Source organism: Frankia umida (assembly GCF_023242945.1).
Taxonomy (GTDB): Bacteria; Actinomycetota; Actinomycetes; order Frankiales; family Frankiaceae; genus Frankia; species Frankia umida.
This window is the reverse complement of record NZ_JALKFT010000138.1, coordinates 1-256: the sequence shown is the minus strand read 5'-3', so window position 1 is coordinate 256 and position 256 is coordinate 1. Positions and strand designations below refer to the sequence as shown.

Genomic DNA, 256 nt, shown 5'->3' with positions numbered 1-256 from the left:
AGATGCAACGCCACCAACGACGACGAACACGCCGTGTCCACCGTCACCGCCGGCCCCTCCAGACCGAAGGTGTAGGCGAGGCGGCCAGAGACGACGCTGCCCGCGGTGCCGGTGCCCAGATAGCCCTCGAGATCCTCGGGAACGGTGGTGATCCGCGCCGCGTAGTCCTGCGACATGAGGCCGACGAACACCCCGGTCTGGCTGCCCCGCAACGTCCCCGGATCGATCCCGGCCCGCTCGAAGGCCTCCCACGACG

1 protein-coding gene is annotated in these 256 nt (G+C 69.9%); it reads right to left on the bottom strand.

Annotation, left to right across the window (positions count from 1 at the left end):
• Positions 1-256 (bottom strand): beta-ketoacyl synthase N-terminal-like domain-containing protein (locus MXD59_RS26140; RefSeq protein WP_248827223.1); only part of this gene is annotated, 256 nt, incomplete at both ends.